The organism is Halorubrum salinum (genome assembly GCF_024494575.1).
GTDB classification, from domain to species: Archaea; Halobacteriota; Halobacteria; order Halobacteriales; family Haloferacaceae; genus Halorubrum; species Halorubrum salinum.
In genome coordinates this window covers 606,198-630,425 of record NZ_JANHDO010000001.1, presented here as the reverse complement: position 1 = coordinate 630,425, position 24,228 = coordinate 606,198, and the positions used below count along the sequence as shown (strand labels likewise).

At 67.3% G+C, this 24,228-nt stretch carries 38 protein-coding genes, 1 tRNA gene and 1 pseudogene; 7 read left to right on the top strand and 33 right to left on the bottom strand.

The window, feature by feature from the left end; genetic code table 11:
- Positions 1–157: 157 nt before the first annotated feature.
- The 4 genes from NO930_RS03370 (at position 158) to NO930_RS03355 (ending at position 2,276) form a co-directional block, all read left to right on the top strand.
- Positions 158–355: a hypothetical protein gene (locus tag NO930_RS03370; RefSeq protein WP_137784415.1), complete on the top strand. Its 198-nt coding sequence runs from the start codon at positions 158–160 to the stop codon at positions 353–355.
- An 85-nt stretch (positions 356–440) separates the two neighbouring features.
- On the top strand, positions 441–1,418 hold the full coding sequence (locus NO930_RS03365; protein WP_256402483.1) for an aldo/keto reductase: 978 nt from the start codon (positions 441–443) through the stop codon (positions 1,416–1,418).
- Positions 1,419–1,576: 158 nt separating this feature from the next.
- Entirely contained in the window at positions 1,577–1,732 is a 156-nt protein-coding gene (locus NO930_RS03360) for a hypothetical protein (protein ID WP_256402482.1), read from the top strand.
- Positions 1,733–1,826: 94 nt separating this feature from the next.
- Positions 1,827–2,276, top strand: coding sequence for a hypothetical protein (locus tag NO930_RS03355; protein ID WP_256402481.1), 450 nt, complete (start codon positions 1,827–1,829; stop codon positions 2,274–2,276).
- A 106-nt stretch (positions 2,277–2,382) separates the two neighbouring features.
- Here NO930_RS03355 and NO930_RS03350 read toward each other — a convergent pair whose 3' ends face one another.
- Complete coding sequence (locus NO930_RS03350; protein ID WP_137784359.1) at positions 2,383–2,796, bottom strand: Lrp/AsnC family transcriptional regulator; 414 nt, start codon at positions 2,794–2,796, stop codon at positions 2,383–2,385.
- Between the two features lie 96 nt (positions 2,797–2,892).
- On the opposite strand from NO930_RS03350, the gene carA reads away from it, so the two are divergent.
- Together carA and surE are read left to right on the top strand one after the other, a co-directional pair.
- Complete coding sequence (gene carA, locus NO930_RS03345; protein WP_137784358.1) at positions 2,893–3,954, top strand: glutamine-hydrolyzing carbamoyl-phosphate synthase small subunit; 1,062 nt, start codon at positions 2,893–2,895, stop codon at positions 3,952–3,954.
- A 53-nt stretch (positions 3,955–4,007) separates the two neighbouring features.
- The gene (surE, locus tag NO930_RS03340; protein ID WP_256402480.1) at positions 4,008–4,883 is read left to right on the top strand and encodes a 5'/3'-nucleotidase SurE; all 876 of its coding nucleotides are present in this window, start codon (positions 4,008–4,010) and stop codon (positions 4,881–4,883) included.
- A gap of 65 nt (positions 4,884–4,948) precedes the next feature.
- Here the strand turns inward: surE and NO930_RS03335 are convergent, their stop codons facing one another.
- From NO930_RS03335 to NO930_RS03190, 30 genes and pseudogenes are all read right to left on the bottom strand, one after another.
- Entirely contained in the window at positions 4,949–5,173 is a 225-nt protein-coding gene (locus tag NO930_RS03335; RefSeq protein ID WP_137784043.1) for a hypothetical protein, read from the bottom strand.
- Between the two features lie 149 nt (positions 5,174–5,322).
- Positions 5,323–6,135 carry a DUF7260 family protein gene (locus NO930_RS03330; protein ID WP_137784044.1) on the bottom strand — a complete coding sequence of 271 codons (813 nt, stop codon included), beginning with the start codon at positions 6,133–6,135 and terminating at the stop codon, positions 5,323–5,325.
- 38 nt (positions 6,136–6,173) lie between these two features.
- Positions 6,174–6,410: pseudogene (locus NO930_RS03325) on the bottom strand (DUF7552 domain-containing protein); the annotation flags it as partial.
- Positions 6,411–6,440: 30 nt separating this feature from the next.
- A complete protein-coding gene (locus tag NO930_RS03320; protein WP_256402479.1) occupies positions 6,441–6,734 on the bottom strand; it encodes a hypothetical protein in 294 nt (97 codons plus the stop codon).
- Positions 6,735–6,951: 217 nt separating this feature from the next.
- Positions 6,952–8,430 (bottom strand): preprotein translocase subunit SecY, encoded by a 1,479-nt coding sequence (gene secY, locus NO930_RS03315; RefSeq protein ID WP_256402478.1) that lies wholly within the window; start codon positions 8,428–8,430, stop codon positions 6,952–6,954.
- Positions 8,431–8,432: 2 nt separating this feature from the next.
- Entirely contained in the window at positions 8,433–8,927 is a 495-nt protein-coding gene (locus NO930_RS03310; protein WP_137784206.1) for an uL15m family ribosomal protein, read from the bottom strand.
- Positions 8,924–9,388 carry a 50S ribosomal protein L30 gene (locus NO930_RS03305; protein WP_137784205.1) on the bottom strand — a complete coding sequence of 155 codons (465 nt, stop codon included), beginning with the start codon at positions 9,386–9,388 and terminating at the stop codon, positions 8,924–8,926. Before NO930_RS03305 ends, NO930_RS03310 begins: the two co-directional genes overlap by 4 nt.
- On the bottom strand, positions 9,388–10,035 hold the full coding sequence (locus tag NO930_RS03300; RefSeq protein ID WP_137784204.1) for a 30S ribosomal protein S5: 648 nt from the start codon (positions 10,033–10,035) through the stop codon (positions 9,388–9,390). Before NO930_RS03300 ends, NO930_RS03305 begins: the two co-directional genes overlap by 1 nt.
- A complete protein-coding gene (locus NO930_RS03295) occupies positions 10,028–10,585 on the bottom strand; it encodes a 50S ribosomal protein L18 (protein WP_049983211.1) in 558 nt (185 codons plus the stop codon). The genes NO930_RS03300 and NO930_RS03295 overlap by 8 nt, the downstream gene beginning before the upstream one ends.
- Positions 10,585–11,046, bottom strand: coding sequence for a 50S ribosomal protein L19e (locus tag NO930_RS03290; protein WP_256402477.1), 462 nt, complete (start codon positions 11,044–11,046; stop codon positions 10,585–10,587). Before NO930_RS03290 ends, NO930_RS03295 begins: the two co-directional genes overlap by 1 nt.
- Positions 11,039–11,746, bottom strand: a complete 708-nt coding sequence (locus tag NO930_RS03285) for a 50S ribosomal protein L32e (RefSeq protein WP_256402476.1) — start codon at positions 11,744–11,746, stop codon at positions 11,039–11,041. The genes NO930_RS03290 and NO930_RS03285 overlap by 8 nt, the downstream gene beginning before the upstream one ends.
- 3 nt (positions 11,747–11,749) lie before the next feature.
- A complete protein-coding gene (locus tag NO930_RS03280; protein WP_256402475.1) occupies positions 11,750–12,283 on the bottom strand; it encodes a 50S ribosomal protein L6 in 534 nt (177 codons plus the stop codon).
- A 2-nt stretch (positions 12,284–12,285) separates the two neighbouring features.
- A complete protein-coding gene (locus NO930_RS03275) occupies positions 12,286–12,678 on the bottom strand; it encodes a 30S ribosomal protein S8 (RefSeq protein ID WP_004047215.1) in 393 nt (130 codons plus the stop codon).
- Between the two features lie 2 nt (positions 12,679–12,680).
- On the bottom strand, positions 12,681–12,854 hold the full coding sequence (locus NO930_RS03270) for a 30S ribosomal protein S14 (protein WP_049983214.1): 174 nt from the start codon (positions 12,852–12,854) through the stop codon (positions 12,681–12,683).
- Positions 12,851–13,375 carry a 50S ribosomal protein L5 gene (locus NO930_RS03265; RefSeq protein ID WP_256402474.1) on the bottom strand — a complete coding sequence of 175 codons (525 nt, stop codon included), beginning with the start codon at positions 13,373–13,375 and terminating at the stop codon, positions 12,851–12,853. The genes NO930_RS03270 and NO930_RS03265 overlap by 4 nt, the downstream gene beginning before the upstream one ends.
- Positions 13,368–14,093, bottom strand: a complete 726-nt coding sequence (locus NO930_RS03260; RefSeq protein WP_137783626.1) for a 30S ribosomal protein S4e — start codon at positions 14,091–14,093, stop codon at positions 13,368–13,370. The genes NO930_RS03265 and NO930_RS03260 overlap by 8 nt, the downstream gene beginning before the upstream one ends.
- The gene (gene rplX / locus NO930_RS03255) at positions 14,090–14,446 is read right to left on the bottom strand and encodes a 50S ribosomal protein L24 (protein WP_137783627.1); all 357 of its coding nucleotides are present in this window, start codon (positions 14,444–14,446) and stop codon (positions 14,090–14,092) included. The genes NO930_RS03260 and rplX overlap by 4 nt, the downstream gene beginning before the upstream one ends.
- Positions 14,447–14,448: 2 nt before the next feature.
- Complete coding sequence (locus NO930_RS03250) at positions 14,449–14,847, bottom strand: 50S ribosomal protein L14 (protein WP_049983218.1); 399 nt, start codon at positions 14,845–14,847, stop codon at positions 14,449–14,451.
- On the bottom strand, positions 14,847–15,191 hold the full coding sequence (locus NO930_RS03245) for a 30S ribosomal protein S17 (protein WP_137783628.1): 345 nt from the start codon (positions 15,189–15,191) through the stop codon (positions 14,847–14,849). Before NO930_RS03245 ends, NO930_RS03250 begins: the two co-directional genes overlap by 1 nt.
- Positions 15,182–15,640, bottom strand: a complete 459-nt coding sequence (locus NO930_RS03240; RefSeq protein WP_137783629.1) for a ribonuclease P protein component 1 — start codon at positions 15,638–15,640, stop codon at positions 15,182–15,184. Before NO930_RS03240 ends, NO930_RS03245 begins: the two co-directional genes overlap by 10 nt.
- A 2-nt stretch (positions 15,641–15,642) precedes the next feature.
- Positions 15,643–15,855: a 50S ribosomal protein L29 gene (gene rpmC, locus NO930_RS03235; protein ID WP_256402473.1), complete on the bottom strand. Its 213-nt coding sequence runs from the start codon at positions 15,853–15,855 to the stop codon at positions 15,643–15,645.
- Positions 15,855–16,787, bottom strand: coding sequence for a 30S ribosomal protein S3 (locus NO930_RS03230; RefSeq protein ID WP_256402472.1), 933 nt, complete (start codon positions 16,785–16,787; stop codon positions 15,855–15,857). Before NO930_RS03230 ends, rpmC begins: the two co-directional genes overlap by 1 nt.
- Complete coding sequence (locus NO930_RS03225; protein ID WP_137784498.1) at positions 16,787–17,251, bottom strand: 50S ribosomal protein L22; 465 nt, start codon at positions 17,249–17,251, stop codon at positions 16,787–16,789. The genes NO930_RS03230 and NO930_RS03225 overlap by 1 nt, the downstream gene beginning before the upstream one ends.
- Before the next feature lie 3 nt (positions 17,252–17,254).
- Positions 17,255–17,680 (bottom strand): 30S ribosomal protein S19, encoded by a 426-nt coding sequence (locus NO930_RS03220; protein WP_137784499.1) that lies wholly within the window; start codon positions 17,678–17,680, stop codon positions 17,255–17,257.
- Positions 17,677–18,399 (bottom strand): 50S ribosomal protein L2, encoded by a 723-nt coding sequence (locus tag NO930_RS03215; protein WP_256402471.1) that lies wholly within the window; start codon positions 18,397–18,399, stop codon positions 17,677–17,679. Before NO930_RS03215 ends, NO930_RS03220 begins: the two co-directional genes overlap by 4 nt.
- A 1-nt stretch (position 18,400) precedes the next feature.
- A complete protein-coding gene (locus NO930_RS03210) occupies positions 18,401–18,655 on the bottom strand; it encodes a 50S ribosomal protein L23 (RefSeq protein ID WP_256402470.1) in 255 nt (84 codons plus the stop codon).
- Positions 18,652–19,398, bottom strand: coding sequence for a 50S ribosomal protein L4 (gene rpl4p, locus NO930_RS03205; protein WP_256402469.1), 747 nt, complete (start codon positions 19,396–19,398; stop codon positions 18,652–18,654). Before rpl4p ends, NO930_RS03210 begins: the two co-directional genes overlap by 4 nt.
- 3 nt (positions 19,399–19,401) lie before the next feature.
- The gene (locus tag NO930_RS03200) at positions 19,402–20,418 is read right to left on the bottom strand and encodes a 50S ribosomal protein L3 (protein ID WP_256402468.1); all 1,017 of its coding nucleotides are present in this window, start codon (positions 20,416–20,418) and stop codon (positions 19,402–19,404) included.
- Between the two features lie 4 nt (positions 20,419–20,422).
- Entirely contained in the window at positions 20,423–21,289 is an 867-nt protein-coding gene (locus NO930_RS03195; protein WP_256402807.1) for an RNA methyltransferase, read from the bottom strand.
- Positions 21,290–21,459: 170 nt separating this feature from the next.
- Positions 21,460–22,740, bottom strand: a complete 1,281-nt coding sequence (locus NO930_RS03190) for a PQQ-dependent sugar dehydrogenase (protein ID WP_256402467.1) — start codon at positions 22,738–22,740, stop codon at positions 21,460–21,462.
- A 122-nt stretch (positions 22,741–22,862) separates the two neighbouring features.
- Here NO930_RS03190 and NO930_RS03185 point away from each other — a divergent pair.
- Positions 22,863–22,933, top strand: a tRNA-Gly gene (locus NO930_RS03185).
- A 106-nt stretch (positions 22,934–23,039) separates the two neighbouring features.
- Here NO930_RS03185 and NO930_RS03180 read toward each other — a convergent pair.
- Together NO930_RS03180 and NO930_RS03175 are read right to left on the bottom strand one after the other, a co-directional pair.
- Positions 23,040–23,339, bottom strand: coding sequence for a DUF8011 family protein (locus NO930_RS03180; RefSeq protein WP_137784307.1), 300 nt, complete (start codon positions 23,337–23,339; stop codon positions 23,040–23,042).
- 344 nt (positions 23,340–23,683) lie between these two features.
- Positions 23,684–24,226 (bottom strand): redoxin domain-containing protein, encoded by a 543-nt coding sequence (locus NO930_RS03175; RefSeq protein WP_256402466.1) that lies wholly within the window; start codon positions 24,224–24,226, stop codon positions 23,684–23,686.
- Between the last annotated feature and the right edge of the window lie 2 nt (positions 24,227–24,228).

The following is a 24,228-nucleotide window of genomic DNA, read 5'->3' as shown; positions in this document are numbered from 1 at the left end:
GGCCCCGCGGCGGCCGACTCGGTCTCGACCGCGGCCGGTTCGGTGGCAGCCCCTCATCGGGAGGCGGATGCGACTGCCGATATCCCGCGTCAGAGGGAGCGTAGAGACGACCGCCTATACCCCGCGTTTTTATCCCGCGTCCGGGAGAGTCGACCGCATGGACAACGTCCTCACGAACTGGCTGCTCGGGCTGATCGCTGCCCTCCTCGCCGTGCTGGTGCTCGCGACGACCGGCCCGGAGTTCCTGTTTCCGCTCGCCCCGGTCGCGAACGTCCTCGCGCTCGTCACCTTCCTCGCGTTCGTCATTCTCACCGGAGCGTTCTTCGTTTACACGGCGTCGTTCCGAAACCGGTGAGTCGGATCGGGGTCCGAGACACCGGTAGCGAGCGGTGAGGTCCCCACCCGAGTGCATTTTTGTGCCGGGCAGTCGTGGACCGGGTATGGAGTACACGACGCTCGGGAACACGGGCATGACCGTCTCGAAGATCTGTCTCGGTTGCATGAGCTTCGGTGACCCCGACTGGCGCGAGTGGGTCTTAGACGAGGAGGCGGGCCGCGAGCTGATCGACCGAGCGATCGATCTCGGCGTGACGTTCTTCGACACCGCGAACATGTACTCGAACGGTGCCTCGGAGCGCGTCCTCGGCGACGCGCTCGCGGAGTACGACCGCGACCAGTTCACCGTCGCCACGAAGGCGTACTTCCAGATGGACGAGTCGAACCCGAACTCGGGGGGGATCTCGCGGAAGGCGCTCGACCAGGAACTCGCGAACAGCCTCGACCGGCTCGGGATGGACACGATCGACCTGTATCAGATCCACCGTTGGGACTACGACACCCCGATCGGGGAGACGCTCGCGGCGCTCGACGACGCGGTCCGCCGCGGAGACGTCCGATATCCGGGTGCCTCCTCGATGTGGGCCCACCAGTTCGCCGAGTCGCTCCGCGTGAGCGAGCGCGAGGGGTACGAGCGGTTCGCCACGATGCAGAACCACTACAACCTCGCGTACCGCGAGGAGGAGCGCGAGATGCTGCCGCTGTGTGACAAAGAGGACGTCGGCGTGATGCCGTGGAGCCCGCTCGCGCGCGGGTACCTCACGCGACCGCACGAGGACGTCGACGCCACGCTGCGCGGCGAGACGGAAGAGCATCTCTACGAGCACCCCTACCGCGAGGGCGGCGGCCCGACGATCAACGAACGCGTCGCCGAGTTGGCCGACGAGAAGGGCGTGAAGATGGCGCAGATCGGCCTCGCGTGGCTGTTCCACAAAGACCGCGTCGACACCCCCATCGTCGGGACCACGACCGTCGAACACCTCGAAGACGCCGTGGAGGCACTCGATATCGACTTGTCCGCATCTGACATGGACTGGCTGGAAGAGCCGTACGAGCCGGTTCGGGTGTCCGGACACGAGTGAGAAGGGTGCGATCGCCGTCGTCGCGGCCGTCGCGGCTGTCGGCGTCGTCGCCGGCGGTGTCGTCGCGACCGTTCGCGTCGCCGGCCTCAATATTGTATGCGGTGTTTTAGGGGGTATATAGGCAAGCCATATATCACGTGAGTCAGTCACACGCACGCATGAGCGATGGGACAGACCACACGCCCGTCCGGTCGAGCACCGAGTACGCCCGGACGCGGACCCGGTGCCCGAACTGCGGCGATCACGTACCGGCCATCGGTCGCGACACGGAGACGACCGAGTGTCCGAACTGTCAGACACCGGTCCGAGCCTGAACGCGGATCCGGGGTGACTCCGGTCGCTCTCGTCGGGAGGTGCGCGGAGCCCGGAGCGACAACCCTTTTCGGCCGGGGAATCGAACCTCCTCGCATGGCAGACGACGACGCCGAAGACGCCGAGACCGGCGACGAACAGGGCGACGCCGCGAGTCAGGACGCTGACGCCGGCGACGGAGAGGAAAAGTCCTTCCGCGAGCGCGTCGAGGAGATCCGCGAGCGACGCGAACAGGAGCGCGAGGAGGGCGACCGTCCCAGTCCCGAGGAGATGATGGGCGGCGGTGGCGGCGGTCCGCCGGGCATGGGCGGCGGTGGCGGCGGCAACCCCTTCGCACAGATGATGTCCGGCATGATGGGCGGCGGCGGTCCCGGCGGCGCGGGCGGTCCGCCGGGCATGGGCGGCGGGCCGGGCGGCCGCGGCGAGGAGGGAGGCGACCAGGCCGGCAACGAGGAGCTCGTCCGCGAGGTTCGCCAGCTCCGCGACGAGGTCCGCGACGCGACGCGACAGCTTCAGCGCATCGCGCAGGCGCTCGAAGACGACTGAGCGAGGCGATCGGCGGAGCCCTCCGGCCGCGGAACCCGGCCGAAGAGACGGACGCCGCCGCGGGGACAGACGTCACCGAGCGGCGACGTTCCGAGACTCACCGCGCTCAGCCGAGCCGCTCGTCGAGGATCAGGCGAGTCTTCGTCGATTTGACCTCGTCCATCTCTCGTGCCTGCGAGATGAGTTCGTTGACGGCGCGCGTGTCCACGGCGTCGACGACGAGGACGATGTCGTCTTCGCCGGAGACCTGCCAGACGAAATCGACCTCTTCCCAGTCGACCATCCGATCGCTGACCGCGGCGGTATCGACGTTCATCTCCACCGAGATCTCGATCATCGCCTTCACGTTCCCCGTCCGAGTGGTGACGGTGAACCGCTCTATGATCCCCTCGTCAGTCATGCGGTCGACGCGGTTGCGCACGGTTCCCTCCGAGGTACCCACCTGATCTGCGATCTCCGTGTACGGCGTTCGCGCGTCCCGGCGCAGGATAGAGAGGATCCGGCGGTCGAGGTCGTCCATACGTCACACACTTTCGCCGGTGACTTACTCGTTACGAATATCGTAACACAGCTTCGAACGACGCATTTATTAGCCTATACGCGTACGTATCTCGTAATGTCGGACGCCTATATCGCGCTGGCCGACGGACGCGTGCTCGAAGCGCGCGCTCGTGCGCCGGGGCGCACCCGTGGCGAACTTGTGTTTACGACCGCGTACACAGGCTACGAGGAGTCGCTCACCGACCCCTCCTACGCCGAGCAAGTCCTCACGTTCTCGTACCCGTTGATCGGAAACTACGGCGTCCGAACCGAGCGGTTCGAATCATCGTCGGTCCAGCCTCGCGCGGCGGTCGCACGCGAGTTGACCGACGACGTCGCCGACTGGCTCGCCGAGGAGGGCGTCCCGGCGATCGACCACCTGGACACCCGCGAGATCGTCACCACCGTCCGCGAGGAGGGCGCGATGGCCTGCGGCATCGCCGCCGGCCCGGACGCGACCCCCGAGGACGCGGTCGAGGAGATGGAAGCCTGCAAGCCGATGAGCGACCACGTCGACATCGGCGCGCAGGTGTCGGTCTCCGAGCCGACCGTCACCGAGGGCGGCGGCGCGGCCGACGTCGCGCTCCTCGACTGCGGCGCGAAAGGCTCTATCATCTCGTCGCTCACGGAGCGCGGCGCGGACGTCCACGTCCTCCCGTACGACGCGACCCCCGAGGACGTGGCCGCGGTCGACCCGGACGTGCTGTTCGTCTCGAACGGCCCGGGTGACCCCGAGAACTTCGTCGCCGCACAGGAGGTCGTCGACGAGTTCGCGGGCGAACTGCCGATGGCCGGCATCTGTCTCGGCCAGCAGGTGATAACGAGCGCGCTCGGCGGATCGACAGAGAAGATGGCGTTCGGCCACCGCGGCGTCAACCAGCCGGTCAAGGACCTCCGGACCGACAAGGTCGTGATGACGACGCAGAACCACGGCTACACCGTCGAGGACACGGGCCCGCTCGACGTGACACAGGTGAACGTCAACGACGACACGGTCGAGGGACTCGACAACGAGGAACTGGAGATCATCACCCGTCAGTACCACCCCGAAGCGAACCCCGGCCCACACGACTCGCTCGGCTTCTTCGACGAGGTCATGGACCTCGCGGAGTCGACGCCGCACGTCACGGCCGACTGAAACCCCCGGGCTCGACCGGCGACGTTTTGACTCCTCCGTGCCGAGTGGCTCGCATGACTCCGACGGTCCTCCTCACCAACGACGACGGCATCGACGCCGTCGGACTCCGCGCGCTCTCGGACGTGCTCTCGCGCGAGTACGACGTGACGGTCGTCGCGCCCGCGACCAACCAGTCCGGGGTCGGCGGGGCGCGCTCGTGGTGGGACGCGACGGTGGAGTACGAAGAGACCGACGCCGGCTACGCGGTCGAGGGGACGCCGGCCGACTGCGTCGCCGTCGCGGACGTCGCCCTCGACCTGGATCCGGACGTCGTCGTCTCCGGCTGTAACCACGGACCAAACATCGGTGCGCACATCCTCGGACAGTCCGGGACGGTCGGGGCGGCGATGGAGGCGTCGTTCCTCGGGACGCCTGCGGTCGCGGTGTCGCTGTACGATCGCGGAAACCTCCCCGTTCCGCCGACGCTCGGAACCGACGCGTTCGCGCTCGCTGCGGAGGTCGTCTCCGACATCCTCGAAGACGCGACGCGCTCCGACGGCGAAGTCGGGCTCCCCTTCGGCGCGGACGTGTTGAACGTCAACGCCCCTGCCGCCGACGACGAGGCCGCCGCTCAGCCGACATACCGACTGACCGAGCCCGCTCGCGGCTTCGACGTGATCGAGTTCCGCCCCGGTGAGACTGAGGCGGGCGAGAGCGGATTCGACGAACGACGCGGCGAGATGGGAATGGAGCTCCGCGACCGGTTCTGGCGGGAGTTCCTCCGCGGCGACGTGCCCGACGACCCCGGGTCGGACCGGCGGGCGGCGGTCGAGGGAGAAGTGAGTATCTCGCCGCTGTCGTCGTCACGGTCCGTCGCCGCCGACCGAGCGGGCGACGTCGTCACGATTCGGGGAGACGAGACCGCGACGCCGGAGCGGCGGTCGCAGTAGCCTCCGAGTCACGCGTTCTGTCTCGGTGCCCGCCCGGCTCTCGGCGAGTTCGGGCCGTCCCGCCGCTACCTGCGTCTCGGACGGCGCTTCCCCCCGGTAAACTCTTTTGCGAGCCGACCGAGATACCACACCAGCGCCAGCCCGAGGACCACACCGACGGCGAGCGCGACGACCAGCTGTGTCGGCGTCGCTCCCCACTGGAGGGCGATGAGCGGCGGTGATACCGCGACGAGAAGCAGAAAGCCGGCCTTGATCTTGCGGTTCCCCGCCTCGCGCTCGGCGTCGGACATGGGACCTACCACACGTCCCACCCCGCCGTCCGAGCGGCGTCCGCGATTGCGCCCGCGTTCATGGTCGCACAACGGCGCGAGCGAGTATCAACCCGGCGGAGTGTCTCCCGACCTCCGAGTGCCGCGGATCGGCGGATCCACCGGACACGTCAGACCCGGCGAACGAGATGGTCGCGGACGGTGCGTTGACACTCGGCACAGAGTGCGATGAGCCGCGTCGCCGTGGACAAGACCGGGTGAGACACGGACAGCTCCGAGTAGGCGTACTCGACCAGCGAGCGGTGTGTGATCCCCACGTCGGCGTCTAGGCTCGTGGTCCCGTGCAGGAACTCCTGCCGCTCGCGACAGACCTCCGCACACAGCGTCCGATGGCCCCTCAGCTCGTTGTGACGTGCTCGGAGTTCGGTGAAATCCAGTCCCGAAAGCGGGGTCTCGTTGGCTTCGACGAGCCACCCGACGACGGTCTCGATCTCGTCGGCCGCCGACCGAAGCGACCGCGCCTCCGCGTCGAGCGCTCGGTCCGTGACCGTCAGCTCCCGTTTGCGGTCCGCGACCGCCGAGAGGACGGCGCGTTTAGTCATCGGAGTGAACTGTCCGCCGGAGCCGGGCGCGAGCGCCGCAGCCAAGTCGTCTGTGAGTTCCGCACGCATCGTCTCGACCAGCGGCTCGGGCGTCTCGACGTCGTCAACGCTGTAGGGACGAACGGTCTCGGCGAACGCGTCGCGAACCGAACGGCACCGGTCTGCCCCCGGTTCGGTCCCTCGAACCGCCGGCGCAGCGGCGGCCGCCGCGTCACCGGCTGGGGTGTCAGACCGGGTCGCAGATGGGTTCGGGACGTCGACGCCGAGGTCGCGAACGGCCCGCCCGAACTCGTCGAGGGCCGCCCGCTTCTCCGCGAGGTGCTCGCGTTCGTCCGCGACGCGACCGAGCGCCCGACGGACGTGTGTCCGGACAGAAGTCACGGCGCTGACACCCGAGAGACGCCTGTAACGTCCGTCGACTCCTGACGGACGATCACGTCGTAGTACGGTAGCTGCGGGTCGTATCGACGGAGGGCCGCGCGGTATCTCTCCGTCTCGCGGGCGGCGACCCGCGCCGTGGCGCGGCTGTCGAAGCGCAGTTCGGCCGCGGGAACCGGTCGGTCACCGTACCGCGCACAGACGAGCGAGAACTCGCCGCTCTCGCTCGCCAGCGCGTGGATTCTGTCGCGGATGTCGACGAGCGTGGGTCTGGCCATCGTGGGTGGGATACAGAGAGGATCCGCCCGTTACCTCTGGATCGGAACTGGGTTTCCGGCTCGGATGAACGGATCGGCTCCAGCCGCCGTCGACAGCGCGATCCCGCCGGCGTCCGTCTCCGAGACGGACATCGACGGAGGCTCCGGGATCCCGTACGCTGTCGGGTCACCGTACCGTGCGGCGATGACCCACGCGCGGGCCAGCATAGCAGATCCACAGTCGTCCTGAGATGACTCCGCCTGCGCTGACGGGTCCGCCCCGGGATCGTACGTCCGTGACCGTCCCGCGTCTGTTCTCCCGCGATCCGACGGATCGTCTCCCATATATTTTAGGCCAGCCTAAATAAATAAGAGTATTTCGTTTTGGGCCGGCCTAAAGTGGTATGAACGGTGGACAGCATCGCGAACGGGTACCGGTAGCTCGGCGGATTCGACGGGCGGTAGACGCGCCGAGCAGTAGTCGAGAGTTCGGTCGCTAGTCGTCGAGCGGTTCAAAAAATGAGATCGCTGCAGCGCAGTGCCGCGAGTGGCGGCGTCTATGCTATTCGTTTCCGAACATCTGGCGCATCATCGGATGCATCTCCATCAACTGCTCCTCGGCGATCTCCTCGTACAGCTTGTACGTGATGGAGACCGCGAGCAGCAGGCCGGTTCCGGAGACGCCGCCGATGGTGCCGAGCAGGTTCGCCATGACGGCGAGGAACCCGACCAGCGCACCGCCGATGACGGTCACCTGCGGGATGTACCGTTCCATCACCTTCTCTACGACCTGCGGATTCCGACGGAAGCCGGGAATCTGCATCCCGGAGCCCTGGATCTGCTGTGCGGTCGCTTCCGGGCCCATCCCGGTCGTTTCCACCCAGAAGATGGCGAAGATGGCTCCGCCGACGATCATGAAGGTTAGATCGATCCCGAGCCGAACGGCGATCATCCACGGCTCGACGCTCGCCGGGATCTCGCCGAGGAACCACATCCACTCGCTCCGCGTCTGGATCGGATTCAGGTAGTAGAACAGCCCGGATATGGGCTGGCCCTGCTGGCTGTACTCTCCGAGCCACGCCGGCATCCCCGCCCACTGCGAGGAGAGGATCTGTCCGAGGAACTGGATGTTCGCCTGCAGCGCGCGAACGAGGATCATCGGCAGGACGGACGCGTAGATGAGCTTCACCGGGAAGCGTCCGCGGGCACCCTTTACCCGGGCGTGTGACAGGGGAATCTCGACCCGAACCGACTCGGCGTACACGACGATTCCGAAGATGAAAAGCGTCGTGAACAGCGCGAGGATGTTACCCGGATCGAAGAGCAGATTCTGGAGCCCCTCGCTCGTGAACGGCGACAGCGTGCTCGGGTTGCCGCCGAAGATGAGCGCGTACCAGTTGGCGAAGAATCCGTTCGCACCGAGCGCCGAGAAGCTGAAGAAGCCACCGACGATCTGCTGGCTGACCGCGGCGATAATGAACAGCCCGACGCCGGAGCCGACGCCCCACTTGCTCACGATCTCGTCCATGAACAGGATGAGGACACCGCCGGCGAAGATCTGGGCGAATATCAGCAGCTCGACGCCGAACACGCCGATGCCGAGCGACTGCGCGACGGCCGGGTCTGCCGGGAGGAACTCTCCCGTGAAGACCATCGGTGCAGCGGTGAGCGCGGAGACGATGATCACCAGCAGCTTCTGGAGGCCCTGATACAGCACCTGATCGCGTGGGTCGTCCGTGTCGAGCCCAAGCAGGTTTGCGCCACCGAGAAGCTGCAGGACGATGGACGCCGTGACGATCGGACCGATACCGACCTGCAGCAGCGAGCCGGACGAGCCGGCGAGGACCGACCGGAACTGCCCGAAGAAGTCAGACCCCTGCCCGACCGCCAACCCGAACGGGTTGATGTTGGTCAGGAAGAAGTAGACGATCAGGACACCTGCCGTCCACGTGAGCTTCCGTTTGAACGGGACGTGACCCGCCGGCCGCTCCACGACTGGCATCCGCGAGAGCACCGGTTCGGCGGCCTCCTTCCAGCTCATGATTACGCCTCGTCGGCCTCGTCGTCTGAAGTGTTTTCTGATTCGGCAGCGGCCTCGGCGCGCTCAGAGAGCGTCGCCGCGCCGCCGGCCTCCTCGATGAGTTCGACCGCGCCAGCGGTGAACGCGTCTGCCGTGACGCGAAGCTCGCGGCGGACCTGTCCGCCGCCGAGCACCTTCACGACGTCGGCCTCGTAGCCGTCGTCGACGACGTCGCGCGCGTCGATGACGTACGCGTCGCCGTCTTCCTCGGCGAGGCCCTCCGCGGCGTACAGCGCCGCGTCCTCGTCGAGCTTCTGGACCTTGACTTCGAGGACGTCCGTCTGAGAGTCCTCCGGGCGCTTGAACCCGTGTTTACCGAGCGGACCGTAGTTGTGGTACTCGTGTTTCGCGCGGCCGGCCGCGCCGCGACCGCCGCGGTGACCGGCACCGCGTCGGTTCTTGTGCGTTCCGCCGCCGTGGGTTCGAGACCCACGCTGTTTGCGTTTCTTGCTCGTCATCGCATGGCCTCCAGGAGGGAATCGATCTCCTCGGTGGTGTGTTTCCCGAGCTCGCCGCCCTCGATCACCGGGTGTTTGATGCCCTCGTGACCGCCGCGGGGGGCGTGGAGTCGCAGCGTCGGCGAGAGGCCCTGCTCTCGCAGAGACGTCTCCTCGTCGACGAGCGCCTCGGCCAGCGCGTCCAGGTCGGCGAAGTCGGTGTTGTCGTCGATCCACTCGTCGTCGATGTCGGCGGAGCCGTCGAGCGGCTCGCCGCGGCGCGCGATGGTCCGCGCGACCGCGTCGACGCTCGGCTCGCCAAAGGCGACGACGTCGTTCACCTTCGTGATCATGCCCCGGTACGAGTCCGTCTCCGGAACGAACGTCGCGTGGTTGACGCGCCCGACGTTCAGCATGTCGAGCGTGTCCTCGACGCCGTATTCGAGGTTCACGTCGCCGCGGAGCTGCACGATCGCTTGCATCACTCGCTCACCTCGTCGTAGTGGACTTCTCGCGCGTGTTGGGGAGTGCGGGACTGCGCCGCGTTCTCTAAGGCGTTGAACGTCGCCTTCGCGAGGTTCACGGTCGTGCGCGTGTTGCCGTCGGAGTTCGTCCAGGCGTCCTCGACGCCGGCGAGCTCCAAGATGTTCCGAACGGTCTCTGCCGCCGCCAGCCCGAGCCCCTGCGGGGCGGGCTTGATCTCGACGGTGACGGAGCCGGCTTTCCCCTCGGCCTTTCGGGTGAGGGAGTTCGTGCCGCCGGGCTGGTCCTCCCAGGAGCCGGAGCCGCGGTCCACCTCGATGATGTTCAGCTTCGCGACGTCGATCGCCTTCTGGATCGCACCGCCGACCTGATCGTCGCGGGCCTGCGCGTACCCGAGGTAGCCGTCGCGGTTGCCCACGGCGACCACACAGCGGAACTTCACGCGCCGGCCGGAGTCGGTCATACGCTGGACCATGTTGATGTCCAGCACCTCGTCTTCGAGGCCCGGAAGTAGCTGGTCGACTATCTCGGCCTCCTTCAGCGGGAGCCCGGAGTCGAGCGCCTGTTCCATCGACGAGATATCGCCGTTCTGTACCTTGCGGCCGAGCCGCGTCCGCGGTTCCCAGCCGTCGTTGTGTCTACTCATGGTCCTCCTGGATTGTCGCGAGCACGTCGTCGAAGTGCTCGGGTAGGTCGGCCGCGTCGAAATCGCCGCTGTACAGCGGCTCGTCGAGCTGCTCGTCGTACGCGGCGATGTGCTCGCCACGCGTACGCGACCAGTCGGCCAGCACGTCGTCGTTGTGCGGGATCTCGAGGCCGGCGTCGATCGCTCCTTCCTGTACTGCGAACGTCTTGTTGCCGGGGGTCGCCGTGTTGAGCCCGATGTCGAGGACGGCCTCGTCGAGGCCGGCGTCGACGGCGCGAGCGCCCGCGAGATACCCCGTAAGGTACGCGCTGGGGAGGTTGCCCGTGGGGGCGTCCCAGCCGTACTCCGCGAGGTCCTCGCTGGAGGCGGCCGCGTGGGTCTCGTCGCCGTCGGATCCGGGCGTGATCAGCTGCGCCCTGACGTGAGCGTTGCTCACCCGAGCGACCAGGCGAGGCTTGCCCGATTTCAGCAGGCGCAACCTCTGGTGGTAATCCGTCCGGACCTCGCGGCGGCGGCGCATCGGCACCTTGTATCGTGGTCCTGTCGCCATTACTCTGTCACCTCGTAACCGTACTGCGTCTGGATGTACGCCTCCAGTCGCGCGACGTCCTCGAAGTCGCCACCGCTCGCCTTGTTGTAGAGCGTGCGGTACTCGCTTGCGTCGAGGACGTCCTCGTCGTCGCGGAGTTCCTTCAGGCGGGCGCGCTGTGCGCGGATCCGCGCCTTCCAGTCGTCTTTCGTGTTCTGTCGTGCGCCGGATCGCCCCTTCCGGGTGCCGGCACCCGACTGGTGGCCGTACGAGCGCTTCTCCGCGCGCTCGCGGGCCCGACCGCGAGAGTTCGTCTTCGCGTCCTTCGCGCGGATCGTCCCCTGATCTATCAGGTCACGGATATCCTCGCGGGTGATCGCGTCTTCGATCTCCTCTTGTGCCTCGGGGTCGAGCCAGACGCGGCCCTTGCCGACGTCGAGCTCGTCCGCTGCGAGTCGTTTCTGCGCTTTCAGGTCACTCATCGTCGACCTCCACTTCGATATAGGTCGGGTTGAGCACGCGAATGCCGCGCTCTTCCGCCTCGTCTTCGATCAGTTCGCGCTTGCGACCACCGACTTTCGAGGCGATCCGCACCGCCTGCCTGTCGCCGTCGACGCCTTCGAGGTCGTCCGTGTTGTGCACGCGGACCTCCTCGAAGCCGCTCGGATGCAGATCGCGCGAGGCTTTCGGCGAACGGAACCCAGCCTCGACGACCGGACCCTTCGCTTTCATGCGACGGCGCTGCTTGGAGAGCCCGCCTCGCGGCTTGCGCCACGACGTCGGGATCCGCTTTTTCTTGTGGTAGTCCTGCCGGTTGAACTGCGGTTTCCCCTCGCGGTGCTTCTGTGCGAGCGCGCGAGCGGTCTCGTCGTCCAGATCCGGCGTCTTGTCGGCGTGACCGCGGGGGCGAAGCTCCGTCTCGACCGCTTCGTCGGATTCGGCCTCCGCGGCCTCCTCCTCATCGGTCTCGTCTTCGATCTCCGCGTCCGCCTCCTCGTCGACCTCCAGGCCGCCGACGTCGGCTTTGATACGCGCGGCGAGCGCGTTCCCGACGCCGTCGACCTCGGAGAGTTCCGACTGAGAGGCAGCCTTCACGTCCTCGACCGTCTCGTAGCCGGCCTCGCGAAGCGCGTCCGCCTTCGAGGGACCGACACCGCTGATGTCTTCCAGTTCGTCTGCCATCGGTTAGGCACCTCCGGTGGGTTTCTCGACGATGTACACGCCGTCTTGGAAGACGCGCGTGTCCTTGTCGGTCACCTTCGTCAGCTGTTCGATGTCGGCGGCGGTCTGCCCGACGGCCTCCTTGTCGGAGCCCGAAAGCGTGACCGTCTCGCCGTCGATCTGTACGTCCGTGTCTCCGCGAATGGGCGTGCGTCGCTGTGCGCGCTCTCCGAGGAAGTTCTCGATGACGACCTCGTCGCCCTCCACGGTCACCTGCATCGGGAAGTGGGCGTAGTACACTTCCATCGTGTACTCCCATCCGTCGGTGACGCCGTGGATCATGTTGGCGACGTGGCTCTCGAAGGTGCCGACCGTGGCGTTCGTCTTCGCGTCCTCGTTCTCGGAGGCGACAACGACGACGCCGTCTTCGACCGTGACCTCGACGTCGGGGTACCAGAGGCGTCGCGTGACGCTCCCGTTGGGACCCTCGACGGTGAGTTCGAGGTGGTCGGTCTCTGCGGAGACGTCGTCCGGAATCTCGATTTCGACTCTGTTCATTGTTAGTAGACGTATGCGATCACTTGGCCGCCGATGCCCTCTTCGCGGGCCTCGTAGTGGCTCATGACGCCGTGGCTCGTCGTGACGATGAGCGTCCCGTAGTCACGGGCGGGGAGGTATCGCTTCTCCCACTTCTCGAATTCGTCTGCGCCCGCCGAATAGCGGGGCTTGACGGCGCCACACTCGTTGATCGCGCCTTTCAGTTCGACCTCGAACTTCCCGGCTTTCCCGTCGTCGACGTACTCGAAGCCGTCGACGTACCCGCGGTCGTAGAGGACCTCGAGGACGGAGCCGATGATGTTGGAGGCGGGCTCAACCGTGTACGACAGATGGCCAACGCTCTCGGCGTTGTCCATGCCGGCGAGCGCGTTGGTGAATGGATCGTTTCCCGTCATGTTCAGCTGTACTTCTCGAATCCCATGTCTCGGGCGACCTCGCGGAAGCACTGCCGGCAGAGGTTGATATCGTACTTGCCGACGAGTCCCTGCTCGCGGTCGCACCGCCGGCAGGTGTGCCGGGAATCGGTGCGCTTTGCGGCGTGTTCGCCCGTCTCGTTGTTCGCTTCACTCATGCCGTTACCTCGACGTCGAAGTTCGTTTCGAGGAACGCGGCCGCGTCCTCGGCGGTCATTCGGTGGCTGGCCGGGATCGACGTGGTGCCCTTGTCGCGCTTGGAGACGCGGTAGCCGGGGCGGACGATCGTCGTCGTCACGTCGAGCCCGTAGATCCCGATACTGGGATCGTACTCCTGGCTCGGGAAGTCGGTGTGGTCCTCGACACCGAAGCTCAGGTTGCCGGTGTCGTCGAACTGGCTCTGGTCGACGTCGACGATGTCCAGTGCCGTCTCTAAGAACGCGTGTGCGTCCTCGCCCCGCAGCGTCACCTTGACGCCGATCGGGTCGCCCTTGCGGATGCCGAACTCGGCGATAGTGCGCTTCGAGGTGGTCCGGACCGACTGCTGGTCCGTGATCTCCTCGATGATCTCCTCGGCGTCGGCGAGGGGTTCACCGCCCTGCCCGACGCCCATGTGGACGACGACTTTCTCGAGGTACGGCTCGCGCATCTCGTGTGCGGCGCTCTCGGATTCACTCATCCGAATCACCCGCCTCCTCGGCGTCGTCGCCGGTGAAGTTCTCGTCGATGACGACGAGGTACTCCTCGACCGTCTCGTAGCCGTCGGCGTCGTCGCCGACGGTGACGGTGTTGGACCCGGACCCGAGCGTCACGTCGATCTCGTCGACCTCGCCGATGCGACCGGCGTGTTGGCCGGCGACGGCGGTGACGAGTGCGCCCTCCTCGTACTCGAAGTGGGCGACGATCTCCTTCGACTCGTTGTCGACGACGATCGAGTCTTTGGTGTCGTACTCGGTGCCGACGTCGACGCGGACGTTCGTCCCGTCGTGGAGCGTCAGCTGGACGTCCCCGCCGGGAACGACGGTCTTGTTCGTGATCTTTCCGAGCCGGCTTCCGGCGGCCTCCTCGTCGACGGGAGTCAGCGCGAGCCGACCGCCCTCGTCGGGGAAGACGCGGAAGTACTCCCCGCGCTCGGGGAACGCCAGGATGTCGAACATCCCGATCGGACGCTGCTCGTCCGAGATGGCGTCCCCGTTGACGAGGACCGAGTCGTTGTTCAGCGCGTAGCGCGCCTCCTTCGTCGAGTCGACGTATCCGAGCACGTCCCGTAGCAGGACGACGAGCGGAACGCCCGCCTCACCGTGCGGGCCGGCGTCGGCCTTGACGGTGAACGTGTCGGTCTTGCGCTCGACCGGCCAGGAGTTCGGTACTGCCAGTCGCTTCTGATGTCGCGTCATTCGTTATCCTCCTGGAGCCGCGCCTCCCGGCGATCGTCTTCCAGGTTCAGATCGGTCACCCGGACGTTACTCGCCGGGAGGGGACGGGGAACTTCCTCTCCGTCCGCCTTCTCGACGGTGACGTCCTCGACGGTGATCCGTTCTGCGGACAAGTCGACGGAGACGACCTCTGCCTCCGTTCCGGCCGCGTCGCCGCGAAGCACCTCGACGGTGTCGCCGGCGTTGACGCGGACGTTCCGCTGGCCGTACTCCTCGCGGAGGTCGTCCGTGAGAGTGGCCCGAACCTGCTTTTGCCGCTCGTGGAGCGGCGCGGTCTCCGACCGTTTTCGCTGTTTGCGTGGCTGGTTCGTCATGATTAGACGATCATCGTCGCGGTCGAGGCGATGCTCCCGAATCGCTCGGCGACCTCGCGAGCGATGGGGCCTTTGATCTCCGTGCCCCGGGGCTCTTCGAGGTCGTCGATAACGACGGCCGCGTTGTCCTCGAACTTCACGCGGGTTCCGCTCGGACGGCGGATCGGCTTGCGCTGGCGGACGACGACCGCCTCCAGCACCTGCCGCCGCATCTCCGGGGTTCCCTTGGTGACCGAGACGGTCACCTTGTCGCCGATACCTGCCTTCGGGTGGCGGTTCTTCGTGCCGGAGTAGCCCGACACGGAGATGACCTTCAGCTCGCGCGCGCCGGTGTTGTCGGCGCACGTGATGAGAGAGCCCTTCGAGAGCCCCTGCGTGACGTCGGCTTTGAGCGCCTCCATCACAGATCACCCGTCAGGTTCTCGACGACGACGTGTGATTTCGTCTTCGAGAGCGGTCGCGTCTCCGCGATTTTCACTTCGTCACCGACTTCGAGCGAGTCGAGCACGCCCGGCACGTGAGCCGGGATGCGCGAGCGACGCTTCATGTACCGGTCGTATTTCGGTACGAACACGTCGTATTCTCGCTCGACGATGACGGTCTTTTCCATATCCGTCGACACGACCGTTCCCTCACGGGTCTGGCCGCGGACGGAGAGCTGCCCGTAGAACGGGCACTTCTCGTAGTCGTAATCCTCCGGGTTGTCTGGCTCCGGAGGCGTGGGTACGTCGATTCCTATCGCCATTGTGTGACACCTCGTTCGGTGCGTTCGGCGGGTCGATACCGCAACCGATCGCCATCCACCGTCGCGTAGACCACGTCTTTGCACTCGCCCTGTCGGCTCGCCGGCCCCGCGTCGTCACCGTCGACGACGCCCGTGGGCCCGGACGGGCCAGACTGACGGGGGCGAACCCCCGTAGTATCCGACCCGAGTTGGGACGCGGACCCCGACGACTGGCCGTCGTCGGCGGCTTCATCTGTGTGAACGGTCGGTCGATCGACGACACCGAACTCGAACGTCGCGCCCGACTTGGGCACGCGTTTGTCCCCCGACGCCGTTCGGACCACGAGGGTTCCGAACGTCTCGGACGACACGCGACCGGCGACGCCAACGTGGGCGTCGCTGTCGGCGTCGACCACCCGAACCGGGAGGCCGACGAGTTCGTGCCGTACGAGGGTGTCGGGAGAGATCATCGTTATTCGTCGTCGAAGTCGTCTTCTTCCTGCTGGATCGTCTTGATCCGCGCGATCGTCTTCTTCAGCTCGTTGACGCGACCGGGGCTTTCGGGCATTCCGCCCGCGGCCCGCTGCGCCTTCGAGTTGAGCAGTTCGGTCTCGAGCTCTTCGAGTTCGACCTGCCGCTCCGCCGCGGTCATGTCGCGGATCTCCTCGGTGTAGAGGATAGCCATTATTCGTCCTCCTCGTCTTCGTCGGCCGCTTCCATCTCTGCGACGAGGTCCGCGGCCTCCTCTTCGATCTCTTCATCGAGCTCGTCGACGTCGTCCGCGTCCGCGTCGCCGACCGGTTCCTCGGCGGCGACATCGGTCGCGTCCTCGGCCGTCTCTTGGGTCTCCTCGACGACCTCCTCGACGACCTCCTCGTCGATGACATCGGCGGGGTCTTCGTCGGGGACGTCGACGTCCTCGTCGGCGCCGACGTCCGGCACCTCTTCGGGCTCCTCTTCGAGGAGGGACTCGACGCCTTCGTCGGCGTCGGCCGCCGCCTGCTCGACCTCCGGCACCTCGGCGTCCTCGCGGACGTCGAAGTCGTCCGGAAGCTGCGCGCCCGGCGGGATGATCTTCACGTTGACGCCGATCGTCCCGAGCTTCATCACCGCGACGCCCTGACCGTGGTCGACGACCTCCTCCGCGGGCTCACCGTTGTGCTTGATGTAGCCGCGGTTGAACTTCTCGACGCGCGAGCGCGCGCCGGTGACCTTCCCGGAGAGGACGATCTCAGCGCCTAACGCGCCGGCGTCCATGATGCGGTCGATCGTCGTGTGGCCGGCCTTCCGGAAGTACCAGCCGCGTTCGAGGGCGTTCGCGAGACGGTCCGCGACGATCTGGGCGTTCAGGTCGGGCTCGTCGACCTCCTGAACGTCGATCTGCGGATCGTCCATGTCGAAGCGATCCTCTAGCTCGGTGGTGATCTTACGGATGTTCTTCCCGCCCTTCCCGATCACCATGCCGGGCTTTTCGGCCTTCAGGACGATCTGCGTCCCCATCGGCGTCTGAGCGACGTCCATGCCGCCGTAACCGGCGCGGCCGAGCTCGTCCGCGAAGAACTCGTTGATCTGTGAACGGCGCAGGCCGTCCTCGATGAATTGGTGTTCGTCTGCCATTAGTCGTCAGCCTCCGGTTCCTCGATGATGAGCTCGACGTCGGCGAGCGTGGTGTTCCACTGCGTCGCGCCCGCGGCACGCGGGTTGCGTCCGGGGCGTTCGCCGACCTTGTGCGGTGCGACGTGTTTGATGACCATCGCGTCGCCGTCGAACCCTTGTTCGTCCGCGTTGTTCTTGACGTTCTCCAAGAGTTTGAGGAAGTCCTTGGCGGCCTTCTCGGGGTACCGTCCCGCGTCCCAGCCGTCGATGTCGGAGCGGTGGCCCGCGCCGGCGTTGTGCTGGCGCATCGGCACCGACGTCTCCTCGTCGATGACTTCCTGGAGGAACTCCTCTGCGTCGGCGACAGTCTCGCCTTTGATCTCCCGGGAGATCTCCTTGCTGTCCTTCACGCTGATGGGCCGGTCGCGGAGCATCCCCTTGGCGGTGGTCTCCGGGTCGGCCTCGACGCTGTAATTGATTCCCATGGGTTACTTGAGGGGCACGAACTTCGAGGACCGGGTCGCGCCGATGCCGGCCTGACCGTGTTCGACGGTGCTTCGAGTGAGGTGGAACTCACCGAGGTAGTGCCCGATCATCTGGGGTTCGACCTGCACGCGCTCGAAGCTGTGTCCGTTGTACACGGAGAAGGTGACGCCGACGAACTCCGGAAGTATCGGCATGTCGCGGAGATGCGTCCGGATCGGGTCGTCCGCCGTCGTCTCCTCGTCGCGACTCCGGACCGTCTCCAGCAGCTTCTGCTGTTCGGTCCCGAGCCCGCGAACGATGCTTCGCCGCTGGCGTGCGGGGAGCAGTTCCGCGACCTCGTCTACGTCCATCTCCTGCAGCTCGTCGAGCGAGTGACCGCGGTAGGCGAACTCTTTGCCCTCGCGGCCGGTGCGGTAATCTGAACTCATTTGTTGCCACCTCGTCCGGTGCGCTTGGATGCGATGTCACCGACCTTCCGTCCCGGCGGGGCGTCCCGCGAGACCGACTTCGGTTGGCCGGGGTGTTGGCGACCACCGCCGCCGAAGGGGTGGTCGACGGCGTTCATCGCGACGCCGCGCACGCGCGGGTATTTGGTCCCGCGCGCTTTCATCTTGTGGTGCTTGTTACCGGCCTTGACGAAGGGCTTCTCCGTCCGACCGCCGCCGGCGACCACGCCGATCGTGGCGCGGCACTGGGGGTCGAGCCGTTTGACTTCCCCGCTGGGGAGCTGGACGACCGCGACGTCGCGGTCGTGGGTGAGAAGCGTCGCCGACACGCCGGAGGCGCGCGCGAACTTCCCGCCGTCCCCGCGGTTACTCTCGACGTTACAGACCGGAACGCCCTCCGGGATCTCCGCCAGCGGGAGCGTGTTGCCGGGCTTGATCTCCGCCGAGACGCCGACCTGAATCGTCTCGCCCACGCGCACGCCTTCCGGCGCGAGCACGAGCCGACGGTCGTCGTCCTCGAACTCGATCTCCGCGAGCGGAGCCGAGCGGGCGGGGTCGTGTTCGATCCCGACGATCTCGCCGGTGACCGTGTCCACGTCTTCGAGCTTCTTGTGCGACAGTTCCGCCTTGTAGCGGTGGGAGGGGGCCCGGAACGTCGGGCCGCCGCGTCCGCGCCGCTGTCCTTGAATTCGTCGTCCCATCTCAGAACACCCCGATGCGCGACGCGATCTCCGTCGCGTCGTCGTCCTCGGAGAGCGTGACCGTCGCCTTCTTTTTGCCCTTCGAGGTCACTTGCGTGTTCACGTCGACGACGCGCACGTCGTACCGCTCGGAGACCTCGTCGCGGACCTCCGGCTTGGTCGCGTCGACGTCGACGACGAACACCAGCTTGTTCTTGAAGTCCATCTGATTCATCGCCTGCTCGGTGACGAGCGGATGCTCGATGATCGAGTTCATCGCTCGGCCACCTCCTCGACGGCGCTCTCGGTCCACAGCGTGAGTCGGCCCGGGTGCGCGCCCGGCGCGAGGTCCTCCGCGTTGACCTCGCCTGCGGTCGCGACGTCGACGCCCGCGAGGTTGCGGGCGGCGCGGGACGGCTCCTCGCTCGTGACGACCAGAACGGACTTCGGCTGACTGTACTTGCGCCCGCGGGTCTTCCCGCGGCCGGACCGAACGGAACGGCCCTCCTCCGCGCGCTCGATATCGGCGTCGACGCCGACCGCTTCGAGGACGCCGAGGGCCTCCTGGGTCTTTTCGAGGTCCTCGAACTCGTCGCTCACGACGAGCGGGAGGTCGAGGTCCTCGTCGAACGCGTGACCGCGTTCCGCGACGAGCTCGGCGTCGGCGGTGGCCGCGATGGCCGACCGGATGGCGAGCTGTCGCTCCTTGTCGTTCAGTTTCTTCGACTGGTCCTTCTCGGCCTTCGGCGGGTGCGCGGCGCGCCCCGACACGGCGTTCGGGACGCGGCGGGCGACGTTCTCGGAGCGCGGGATGTGTGCGAGCCCGCGTCCGGAGCCGAACGACTCGGCGGGGGTCCGCAGCCCGGCGAACTCGTCGGCACCGTAAGCCTGCTTCCGGTTGGCCTGTGCGGCGGCGACCGCTCGACCGATGAGGTCCGGTCGGAACGCGGTCTCGAAGATCGCCGGCAGCTCGACGCTGCCCGCGTCCCCGCCGTCCAGGTCGTGTACTGTTGTGCTCATGAATTATCCCTGGTTGGATGCGGTGGATACGTACCGGACCTCGGGGTCGAGGCGCGGCTGGTCGTTCGGCCGGATGGCCGGGCGGAAGCGCAGCAGGCGCTTGTCCGGTCCCGGCAGCGAGCCCTTGATCAGCGCGTACTCGCCGTCGACCTCGCCGTAGTTGACGAAGCCGCCGTCGACGGAGGCGTCGTCGCCCTCGCCGAAGTCGATGAGGCGCTTGTTGAGCTCGGTGCGCTGGTGGTAGCCGGTCTGCCCCTGCTGGGGAACGGTGGAGCGCACGCGGGAGGGGTTCCACGGACCGAGGTTGCCGATCCGACGCCGCCATCCCTGGCGGGCGTGTTTGCCCTTCCGCTTTTGGACGCCCCAGCGTTTGACGGGACCCTGCGTCCCCTTCCCCTTCGTGATGCCCGACACGTCGGTGTACTGTCCCGCGCGGAAGACGTCGCCGAACTCGTGGGCGCCGCCCTCCGCGACGAGATCGAGCCCGAAGTCGACGCGCTCCTCCAGGGAGCCGCCGCCGACTCGGGTCTCCATCACGTCGGGCTTCTTCTTGGGTACGTTCGAAAGCTCCGAGGGAGCCGTGTGCGTGATGACGCGAACGTCGTCGACGACGTCGTCGTCGAGCAGTTCGCGGAGCGCGTCGGCGTCCTCCTCGAAGGTGTCTTCCGCCGGGAGGTCGAGCGCGCGGTCGAGTTCCTCGTGGAACTCGGTCGCCCAGACCTCTTCGACCGGCTTCTGTCCGTACGGCGTCTCTTCGTAGGCGCGCAGGGCCACCGCGTACATCGGCGGCGTCTCGACGACCGTGACGGGGACGGACTCTTCCATCCCCTCACGCGGCGAGTTGGCCTCGTCGTTGACCATGACGACGTGCGTCATCCCGGCCTTGTAGCCGGCAAAGCCCTGTAGCGCGGGGGCTCCGTCGTCGTCTGGCCACGAACGGATACGCGGCACCTCGCTGTCGGCGCGGGTCCGCGGGCCGTAGCCCAGCGAGCCTTTTCGTGGTCGGCTTGGTTGTGGCATGTGTTTACTCCGTGAGTGTGAGCGAGCCGAGAGTCACGAACAGAGCCTCCTCCGTCCGGACGACCTCGCTCGCCTGTGCCGGGATCGTGTTCAGCCAGAGGTCGAACCCCGGATCGGGTTCGACCGGGCGGCCGTCGGCGACGGCCGCCCGAATGTCGTCGGGCGAGAGCCCGAGCATCTCCGGAAGCCCCCGCTCGGGCGCACCGAAGGCGACGGTGTAGCCGCCGGCCTTTCGCGCGTCCGAGACGACGTCGCCGAGCCGCGAGACGGAGAGTTCCTCCCCGTGTCGCGACGTGGCGACGGTCAGTCCGTCGCCGGCGAGCGCTTCCGATAGGTCCGCGGCCACGACCTGGAAACCGTCCTCCGGCTTCCCGGTGATGCGGGCGCGGACCGGTTCTCTCGAAGAGACCCTGATGGTGACGCGCTCTCCCGGCTCGACCTCCATTCCGGAGGGAACGAGCAGGGAGATCGGGTGTTCCCGCAGCGGGGAATTGACCCGGACGCGGCCTTCAGGTCCGACCTCGGTCACGAGTCCCTGTGTTTTCGACTCTTCCCCGCTCGGGGTCGAGCCGGTCCGCCACGGCACGCGGAGCGGCGGGAGCACGCCGGCGTACCGGAGTTCGTCGCGCTCCCCCCAGAGGTCCTTTCGGAGCCCCGGCGGAGTCGCGGCGTACCCCAGCACAGTCCGGACGTACTCGCCACCCCGTCGCCGTTCGCCCTCCCCGTCGGGGAAGACGACCAGTCGATCCGCCCGGAACACCGCCGCCGCACGGGCGACGTAGCCGAGTTTGCGAGTCGCCTCGCGATCGTCCTCGGCCTCCCGGACGACCGAAGACGGAACGCATATCGTGAGTCCGTCTTCGGTACGCATCGTGGCGAGACTGTACCCCTCGATTTCGGACGGCATCGTAAAAGGGTAGCGGTCCCGTTTCCGGGCTGTGGAGCGTTCACACGGCCCCTGACAGGTGATTCGGCCTCGCGATCGAGCGAACGCGTGGCACGGATCGACAGTTCGGCTAGTGTGGTCTGGATCCGCGAGGTTCAGGCCGGGACGATTCGGACCACCGGCGCGTCCGCGGCGTCGACGGCGACGAAGAGGTGTCCGGTGGTCGGCTCGACCGCGAGCGCCCGGACGCGCCAGTCGCGGTCGGCGAGCAGCGGCTCCCGCTCAACCACCGTGGCGTCGGTAGCGCCCGCACCCTCGACGGTGAATCGACCGAGGTACTGCGCGGCGAGCGTGCCCGCGAACAGGTCGCCGCGCCACTCGGGGAAGGCGTCGCCGTCGTAGAACACCGCGCCGCTCGGCGGGAAGCCGCCGGATCCGCAGGGCCAGTAGTGGACCGGCGCGACCACGTCGCCGCGCTCACGGTGGCTCGGGGCGACGCGCTCGTCGGTCCCGTAGTTACACGCTTCGCTGGCGACCGGCCACCCGTAGTTGCCGCCCCGTTCGATGACGTTGATCTCGTCGCCGTCGCGCTCGCCGTGCTCGCACTGCCAGATCCGTCCGGTTTCGGACCGGACGGCCATCGCCTGCGGGTTGCGGTGGCCGTAGCTGTATATCGTGTCGCGCGCGCCCGAGTCGTCGACGAACGGGTTGTCCGGATGGGGGTCGCCGTCTGCGGTCAGCCGGAGCGTCGACCCCAGTTCGTTCGACCGGTCCTGTGAGACGTGGCCCGGGCCGAACTCCGTGTCCCGCCGGTCGCCCACCGTGACGAACAGCGCGCCGTCGGGGCCGAACGTCGCCCGCGATCCGAAGTGCAACTCGGAGTCGCGGAACGGCTCCGCGACGCGGATCGACCCGAACCCGTCGAGCGCCGGCGCGTCGGAACCGTCGAGCCGGAGCCGACCGCTCCCGACGTGCGTCGCCGCCGCGCCCGAGTCGTCTGTCGCCGCGTACGTGAGGTACACCCGGGAGTCGTCCGGGAACTCGGGGTGAATCGTGACGTCGAGCAGTCCGCCCTGCCCGCGCGAGAAGACCTCCGGCGCGCCCGCGACCGACGTCGTCGAGCCGTCCGCGGGGTCGACGAGCGAGAGCCGGCCGGGGCGCTCGGTGACCAGCAACCGTCCGTCGTCGGGCAGAAAGGCGATCCCCCACGGGTTCTCGAACCCCTCCGCGACGCGCTCGACCGCGTAGTCGACGTCGACTCCGTCGTCTGCGGACGCGCCGTCCCCCGACGCGTCGCCGTCCGCTGTGCCGTCAGATCCGTCGCTGCCGTTCGCGCCGCCGCCGAGACAGCCGGCGACGGAAAGCGCCGCGAGGCCGGCGGTCGCTCGGAGGGCGGTGCGTCTATCGGCGTGCGGGAAGGAGTCGGAGTTCGTCATGGGGGTCGTCGGTTCGTGTCGAACGGTAGAGGGACAGTCGGATGACGCTTGCGGCGAGGGTCGGCATCCGGCGTTCGGAACGCTTATATCTCTCACTCTGGCTATGATCGACTGCGAAGCACGCACCGGTAGTGTAGTGGTATCACGCAACCTTGCCATGGTTGCAACCCGAGTTCAAATCTCGGCCGGTGCACTCCCTACGATCGCGCATCGCCCGTACACCCGTTCGCTTCGCTCACGGGAATCTCGGCCGGTGCATTTCTCGAACGCGGTGAGAGCAATCACCGAGAGTGTGAACGCTATTCGACGACGAACTCCGGAGCGAAGACGACGGCGACGAGCAGACACAGCAGTACGGCGATCGCCGTCAGGCGAAGGACGCCGGCCGTGCGGTGCCGGTGGCTCGGGAGGGACTCGGCGATTCCGGCCAGGGTTGCCCCGAGAGCCATGACGAGCAACCAGCCGCTCGACCCGGCGTTACCGGCGAGTCCGGAGTAACCGTACAGTCCGAGGAACGCGAGTGCTCCCGCGAACTGGACGAGCGCGTTGCCCCGGCCGGACGGCTCTGTAAACACGAGGTCGGAGAGGATGGAGGGCATCGTGTATGTGTGTGTCTTCGTGAGACACAAAGAACGGTCGCCCCGATCTGACCTCGGTCCGACCCCGATCGAGGACGATGAACCGGACACGCACAGAGCCCCATCCGGACTGCAACCGCACCGAACCGCACCTCACACCTCCCCAGCCTCGTTGCTCGCTGCTCGCGGCTTCGCCGCTCGCGTACCGAGGTACGCACTTCGTTCGCACCTCGCACCGCTCGCAACTCCCTCGCGCGGTCGAGTTCGCGCCCGTCGGGCGCTCCTCGGCGCGCGCCGGCTGTGCCGGAGGTGTGAAGTGTGAGATCGGTGGTGTGAGCGATTCCGGGGGTCTCGCCACGGCCCGTTCACCACGGCCCGTCGTAGTTCACGCGCGGGCGGTCGACGTCGACGCCCGACTCGCGGAGCATCGCGGTCGCGTTCTCGACCGGCGCGGGCGCGGGGCGGTCGAGAGGGTCCACGGCCGCCTCGGCGAACCGGACGGTCCAGTCCGCGTCGACCACGACGGTCGCTCGGCGCGGGATATCGGCGTGGCCCTCCCACGACTCGGCGAGCAGCCCGTACGACTCGGCGATCTGCCCGTGGAAGTCCGAGACGACCGGAAACGAGAGGTCGAATCGGTCGCCGTACGCGAATCCCGCGTACAGCGAGTCGCCCGTGACGGCGACGACGGCGAGGTCGTCGCGGTCGGCCCAGCCCGCGTCCCTGACCGCGGCGAGCGCGGCCGTGCAGGTGGGAACGAACGTCGCGGGCGCGAACGCGAGGACGACCGCCTCGTGGGCGTCGACGAGCCGGAACAGCTCCACCTGCGCTGCGCCGCCGCCGTCGGCGGTGAGCGCGCGGGCGGCGGGGGCCGCGAAATCGGGGGCTTTGACGCCGAGATCGATCATGG